The 7225-nt window shown below is 40.8% G+C and carries 5 protein-coding genes and 1 pseudogene; 5 read left to right on the top strand and 1 reads right to left on the bottom strand.

What is annotated here, in order from left to right:
- The first annotated feature begins 712 nt into the window (after positions 1–712).
- From K245_RS0115465 to K245_RS0115490, 5 genes are all read left to right on the top strand, one after another.
- A complete protein-coding gene (locus K245_RS0115465) occupies positions 713–1564 on the top strand; it encodes a 3-hydroxybutyryl-CoA dehydrogenase (protein ID WP_027359966.1) in 852 nt (283 codons plus the stop codon).
- Between the two features lie 719 nt (positions 1565–2283).
- On the top strand, positions 2284–2646 hold the full coding sequence (locus K245_RS24830; RefSeq protein ID WP_156906816.1) for a PepSY domain-containing protein: 363 nt from the start codon (positions 2284–2286) through the stop codon (positions 2644–2646).
- Between the two features lie 159 nt (positions 2647–2805).
- Positions 2806–3468: a response regulator transcription factor gene (locus K245_RS0115480; RefSeq protein WP_027359967.1), complete on the top strand. Its 663-nt coding sequence runs from the start codon at positions 2806–2808 to the stop codon at positions 3466–3468.
- A complete protein-coding gene (locus K245_RS0115485; protein WP_027359968.1) occupies positions 3444–4793 on the top strand; it encodes an ATP-binding protein in 1350 nt (449 codons plus the stop codon). Before K245_RS0115480 ends, K245_RS0115485 begins: the two co-directional genes overlap by 25 nt.
- A gap of 71 nt (positions 4794–4864) precedes the next feature.
- A complete protein-coding gene (locus K245_RS0115490; RefSeq protein ID WP_027359969.1) occupies positions 4865–6766 on the top strand; it encodes an LTA synthase family protein in 1902 nt (633 codons plus the stop codon).
- Between the two features lie 266 nt (positions 6767–7032).
- Here K245_RS0115490 and K245_RS28325 read toward each other — a convergent pair.
- Positions 7033–7225: pseudogene (locus K245_RS28325) on the bottom strand (hypothetical protein); the annotation flags it as partial.

The raw sequence follows: 7225 nt of genomic DNA on the forward strand, positions 1-7225 counted from the left end.
TCTGTCCGATTTCAGGCATCTGAATATTAACTGATATTGTAGATATTATTAATTATGACAACGTCGGAAAAAGTCCGATTATCGTCATTCCGGCGCAGGCCTGAATCCAGAAACAGCTGAAAACACTGGATACCTGATCAAGTCCGGCAAGACGCCGACGCCTTTTTCGACCTTTTTGCGAGTCCATTAAATATGATCTTCGGAATAACAGCTTCATATCCATATTTTTAGTAAGTGTTACCCATACACCCTATTTTGTAGTTTTTTATTCTATTGCATTATATGTAATTTAATCAGTTATTTGTAGAAATATACCTATATTTTTTGTGGCTATATAGCCACATGTTGATCGTATTTTTCCATGAAATTATATTTAAATTCTTTGTCAGATCTTCTTAAACATGGTTTTGATCACCATGGCATGCCGATTGCAATTGCTTGAGACCGATCAGGACGCCTTTGGGCGGTTTGAGCTATCCTTGTGTAAGCCTGATTGCTGGAATCGGGTTATTTGCTGTTGAGAAAAGTGTCCCTTTCCTTTTGGATTCAGTAGGGGAGGGACACCCTGATTTTCTCCGGCATAGGATGCAGAGCATGGCCGTTGGTGCAGCCCGTTGTAAAAGATCTGGAGATTGTTTTACATGCTGTGGTGCGGTGTTGTCAGGCCTGGAGAGGCTATTTGATACTTAACTGGTTATAAAACGGAGGAAACATGAATATCAGATCTTTTGGAGTTATCGGCGCAGGTCAGATGGGTGGCGGAATTGCTCAGGTTGCGGCAGCGGCTGGAGGGCTTAATATCATACTTGTAGATGTCAGCCAGGAAATGCTTGATAAGGGCAAAAAAGTAATTGCCGGCAATCTTGAAAAAATGGTTGCAAAGGGCAAGATGGCTGCGGACGAAAAAGAAGCTGTACTTAACCGGATTGTAACCACAACAGATATGAATCGCCTTGCTGAAGCTGATTTCGTTGTGGAAGCCGCAACAGAGCGTGAAGATCTGAAATTTCAGATTTTCAGGAATATAGACGCCATATGCAGACCAGAGATCATACTTGCTTCCAACACTTCTTCGATTCCAATAGGAAGAATAGCAGCCCAGACAAAAAGACCGGACAAAATAATAGGCATGCATTTCATGAATCCGGTTCCTGTGATGAAACTCGTTGAAATCATCAGAGGCATTGCGACCAGTGATGAAACTTATAACACTACCAAAACACTCACAGAGAGCTTTCAGAAGACTCCTGTCGAAGCCAACGATTTCCCAGGATTCATTCTGAACAGAATCCTGATTCCAATGATCAACGAGGCAATATTCACGCTTTATCATGGAGTCGGATCAGTTGAAGGCATAGACGCTGCAATGAAACTTGGCGCTAATCAGCCAATGGGGCCACTTGAACTTGCGGATCTCATCGGTCTTGATACAATTCTTGCAATCATGGAAACCCTTTTTGCCGGATTCAAGGATTCCAAATACCGCCCATGCCCGCTTCTTAGAAAATATGTTGAGGCAGGATGGCTTGGAAGAAAGACAGGAAAAGGCTTTTATCAGTACTAAATTTTTCGTTCCACATTCTTAATTAAAGGAATGTGTAATGAAATCAGCTTCAGGATGCGCCTGGACCGGCACACGTCGTTCCCCCGGTTCAAGGCGTCATCTTGAAAGCGTAAATTAGGGAAATCCGACTGCCGTATCTTTGCAGAAAAGATCTTACCATGATTCCTCCTGTACAAAGATACGGCAGCCGTTACCATATGCTGGATACGGAAGATGAGCTTTCGGAACGAAAAAAGAAATAGTGATAAATGTAAGGCCAGTCACGCCTGCCGCAGAATTACTGAATAAACAAAACCATGATCTCCTGTATGACTGCGGCAGGCGAAAACCATATGCGGTCGGTATCTCAACTTGTTGAGGCCGGAACATCCCCTTCTTTCTTACCCCCTGTTTGAGAGAAGGGGATGTCTTTTTTAAAGGCTGTAATTCTATTGTTATTTCAGACTTGATTTATGGATAAACTATCCTGATGAATTTTTTCCAAACCATGAAAGTTTTTGTAGCCTGCTTTGCGTCATAAAAAAAGATAACGTGAATCCTTTAGATCCCTCAGTTCTATTGATTTAAATACTTTTTTAAATCATTCCTTATCACCAAATTCCGAAAATATTATGAATCAGTTTTTTTGCTAAGTCAGGACTAAGTTTTAACCTCTAATGTTTGTGCTGTAAAATCTGCGAGTGTACTTAGTCCGAATAATCAGAAAAAAGGATGTTGAAGTGTTTTATTACACAAAAGTATTTTTAGTAGTGTTTTCTATGTTTTTCATTGGAATAGCACACGCAGCAGAGGTTACAAAAACTGATGTGCCAATCATAATTCAGGCTAAAATTCCAATAGCCCAGGCTATCACAGCGGCAGAACGCCATGTTAATGGCAAGGCTATTCGCGCCGAATTTATGAAAAATAAGAATAATCAGTGGATTTTCGATATTGAAGTCGTCAGTGATGCCAATATTTTTGATGTTAAGGTAGATGCCGACAATGGAACTATTATATCGTCAACAGAAGCTAAAAATGACAGAAGAAAATCCGATCTTGAGCGTATAAAAGAATTATCAAAGAAATTATATAACTTCTGAGTATTCTTAATAAATAACAGTCTCATCTGAAATGGACAGATTATAATTGATTCTATTTCTACTGATTAAAGCACCACAACCCGACTTTTTTTGACTTACAGTCGCTAAACAATTTGGGGAATCAGTATAGGATTAAATACAAGGCACGGGAGTATAAAAATGAGAGTGCTGCTGGTAGAAGATGATCAAATGATAGGCACGGCACTTAGGTTGTCTTTGAAAGAAGCTGCATATGCAGTTGACTGGGTCTGCGATGGACAAACAGCTATCAACGCAATTGAGACTCAGACTTATGATTTAATACTTCTGGATCTAGGATTGCCAATTAAGGACGGCACAGATGTATTACGCTGGATCAGGGAACAGATCAATCCGGTTTCATTGCTCATTGTAACAGCTCGTGATGCAGTGGAAGACAGGATAAGCGGATTGGACCTTGGCGCGGATGATTATATCGTAAAACCATTTGAAATGCCTGAACTCCTGGCGCGTATGCGCGCGGTACTAAGGCGCAAAGGCGGCTTAGGCGCTCCTTTGTTGTCAAATGGCGTACTGAATCTTGATCCTGCTTCCCGCGAGGCCAACTTCGAGGGGGCGACTGCGAGACTATCAGCCAGGGAATTCTCACTCTTGCATGCCCTTCTGATTAGGCCAGGAGCAATCCTCTCAAGACAGGAACTCGAAGACCGGATTTATGGATGGAATGAAGAAGTTGAAAGCAATGCAGTTGAATTTTTAATTTATTCCATACGAAAAAAACTTGGCAACAATTCAATTAAAAATATCAGAGGAGTCGGATGGATGGTTTCAAAAGAAAAATAGCCCAGTCATTACAGGTTAAGATATCGGTATGGCTGTCAACGATTATTCTGATTATTGCTGTTCCAGCAGTTATGTTTTCTTTTCTCACGGCTCTTCATGAGGCAAATGAGCTTCAAGATGATCAATTGAGGCAGATAGCAGGCCTTATTGACCAGAACAACCTGCAGATGGTTGATACCTCGTCTATAGATGAAAATCTGGATTTAGATCCTGACAACAGATTAATAGTTCAGTGGTTGGGAACACAATGGACTTATGGCTCCTCCGAAGAAGAACCTCAGATGTTGCCGGGTGATCTGTCAGACGGAATGCATACATTAACGCTGAATAATGAAGATTGGCGGATGTTTGTCCGAACTCTTCGTTCTGGAAAACGGCTTGCTGTTTGCCAGCAGATTGCCGTGCGTGATGAAATTATGCAAGACAGCGCATTAAGAACCCTGATGCCATTTATAGCTGTAATTCCAGTTATTATAATTTTTGTAGGTTTGCTGGTTCGGCAAATGTTTAAGCCTGTGATTCAATTGTCATCCGATCTCTATATGAGGGCAGAAAATGATCTGAGTCCTATAAACAATGAAAAGATTCCTGATGAAGTTCGTCCATTTATAGATTCGGTCAATTGTATGTTTGTCAGGGTTAAGCGTTCCATGGATATGCAAAATCGTTTCGTAACAGATGCTGCCCATGAACTCAGATCGCCCCTTACAGCACTAATGATCCAGGCAGATCAACTTGGCTCAGTTGCAATGTCGCTTGAGGCAAAAGAACGCCTTGAAACTCTTCAACAGGGTATGCAGCGGATGCATGGACTTCTGAATCAGCTGCTCACTTTAGCTCGAGTTCAAGGACAAGATAGCAATCATTCTGTGAAAATATCTGTGCAGGCTGTACTTCGGCGCGTTCTCGAAGATCTGATGCCTCTGGCCGAGGCAAAGAATATCGATATAGGGCTTGTCCGCGAAGCAGACGCTATGGTCATGGCGCCTGAAGTAAGCTTAATAATTCTGATCCGCAATATAGTTGATAACGCAATAAAATATTCACCACAGAATGGCCGGATCGACATTAACATATTCCAAACCCAAAATGATGTATCGATTGAGGTTGTTGATAATGGCCCAGGAATATCATCAGATAATCAGGAAAGAGTATTTGATCCGTTTTACAGAGTGCTTGGAAATGACACGATTGGATCAGGGCTGGGATTATCTATAGTAAAAGCCATTACTGACAGACTGGGAGGGGCTATTTTCTTTAATTCAATGAATATTAAAGGATTATCCGTAACCGTCAAGCTTCCATCATATAGCGAAACTACATAATATGCAGAGTCATATCGAACAAGTCCTGCATGTATTTTATAAAAAATATCAAAAAATACAGAGGCTATTCATTGAACCTTAAAAAAAGAATCGGCGTACTTTCTCTTTTTTCAATTATTTTCATAGTTACGACAATGGCAGTCAGGATAATGATTTTTGCCATGATTCCAGGTGATTCAGGATTAACCCTGACACTTATTGTCAGAGAATTCACAACTGGTCTTCTTTTCGATATAGCGACACTATCATATATCATTATTCCAGTCGGGCTATATCTGCTGCTCGCTCCTAAAAAGCTTATAGAGCACAGATATCATTACTGTTTTATAATGACATGCTTTTTTATAGTCATTTATGTTCTTATTTTTGATGGAGTTGCCGAATACTTATTCTTTGATGAATTCTCAACACGCTTCAATTTTATAGCTGTTGACTATCTGATTTACACTCGTGAGGTTATCGGGAATATTCTGGAGTCCTACCATGTATTCCCGATTCTTGGAGTAATCCTTTTTGTCTCTTTTATTATCACCTTCATGATGCGTAAAATAATTAATAATGCCAGTGCCATAACCTTCGGTACACGGAAGCGCAAAATGGGTTTTGTAATTCTTGCTGCGCCTTTGGCAGCGTTTCTATTTGTAAATGTTTCGACACCTGCAATATCAGGCAATATTTACGCGGATGAGATAGGCAAAAATGGTATTTACAGCCTTTTTTCAGCCTTTCATGATAATGAACTCGACTTTACACGCTTTTATCTTACCGACAGCGATGATTCTGTTTTATCAGAGTTGCATTCTATTCTTGAAGAAAAAGGCAGTCATTTTATTTCACCAGATAGGATCACAAGACAGATTAAGAGTGATGCTCAGGAAAAAAAGCTCAATGTAATAGTTGTTGTGGAAGAAAGCCTGAGCGCCTCTTTTCTTGGTTGCATGGGTGATAATAGAGATTTTACTCCCAACATTGACAAACTTGCAGGAGAATCCCTGCTTTTTACGCATCTTTACGCTGCCGGAACCCGTACAGTCAGAGGCTTGGAAGCAATTTCCCTTTCCATGCCTCCTCTGCCAGGAATTTCTATCGTCAAACGCCATGACAATAGCGGCTTCCGTTCATGGGGTGAGATTATGCATGAAAAGAATTATGATACAAAATTCATTTATGCCGGATTCGGCTATTTTGACAATATGAGCGATTTTTTTGGAAATAATGGCTATGAGGTGATCGACCGGAACAATTTTTCAAATGATGAAATTTCATTTGCCAATGTATGGGGTGTCTGTGATGAGGATCTATTTGACAAGGTTATCAGTGAATCCAGAAAGTCTTTTGAAAAAGGACAGCCTTTTTTCAGCACTGTCATGACTACTTCCAACCATACTCCATTCTCATATCCTTCAGGCAAAATAGATGTTCCATCGAAAACGGGTGGGCGTAAAGGCGGTGTAAAATATGCTGATTATGCCATTGGCAAATTTATCGAAAAAGCTTCTAAAGAACCGTGGTTTAACAATACCGTTTTTGTTTTTGTGGCAGATCATTGCGCCAGCAGTGCAGGAAGAACAGAGCTTCCTGTAAAAAAATACGAGATTCCTTTGCTGATTTATTCTCCTAAAAATATTAAGCCAAGACGCATAGACAAACTGATGAGTCAGATAGATATTCCTCCGACAGTTTTGGGGCTTTTGAATTTCAGTTACACTTCAGATTTTTTTGGCAGAGATATCCTGAAAACCGACGAAAAAACTGGCCGAGCTTTTGTTTCTACTTATCAGAAGCTTGGCTATATTGAAAATGACCGGATTGCTGTTCTGTCTCCTCAGAAAAATGCGACGTTCTACAAGTTTGACAGGCAGTCTGATAAAGAGGAACCGCTTCCGATGGAGGAATCTATTATCAAGAAAATGCAGGCTTACTATCAGGGGGCTAATTATATTTACAAGAAACACCTGAACAGAATTAATTAAGCTTGATGGTCTCTCAAAAGTCAAAAAAGAGCGTCATCGTCTGCCGGGCTTGATCCGGCATTTTCATTTACTTCTGTTTCCTGGTCTGCGTAGTAATGAGGGTAGTTGGACTTTTTGTGGCTTTGTCAAATTAAAAATCAACAGTTTAAAACTAACAAGATAGGTGGATAAACTATAATCGAGTAGGGTGAAGCAGCTGATCAAGTCTGCTTCATCCCTCTCACAGAACCGTGCGTACGGGCCTCGTACACGGCTCTTGTTCATCCTTATCTCGTTGTAAAAAGAGGAAGCACTCCCGTTTGAATTTCATTCATCGCGAACAGTCCGATTTCTTCAAACCATTTGTTGGGCATTGCCCAGTGGCTGAGCTGACATGCCGAGTTCCGCCATGATGTCATTTTGATGCTCTGGAATTCGCCGCTATACCCCAGCTGCCTGAGCCGTCTGTGCAGTTTATTC

Source organism: Desulforegula conservatrix Mb1Pa (genome assembly GCF_000426225.1).
Lineage (GTDB): Bacteria > Desulfobacterota > Desulfobacteria > Desulfobacterales > Desulforegulaceae > Desulforegula > Desulforegula conservatrix.

Excerpts from the sequence above, each read along its gene's own strand:
- K245_RS0115485 (WP_027359968.1), top strand. The coding sequence starts at position 3,444 with ATGGATGGTTTCAAAAGAAAAATAGCCCAGTCATTACAGGTTAAGATA.
- K245_RS0115480 (WP_027359967.1), top strand. The coding sequence starts at position 2,806 with ATGAGAGTGCTGCTGGTAGAAGATGATCAAATGATAGGCACGGCACTT.
- K245_RS0115465 (WP_027359966.1), top strand. The coding sequence starts at position 713 with ATGAATATCAGATCTTTTGGAGTTATCGGCGCAGGTCAGATGGGTGGC.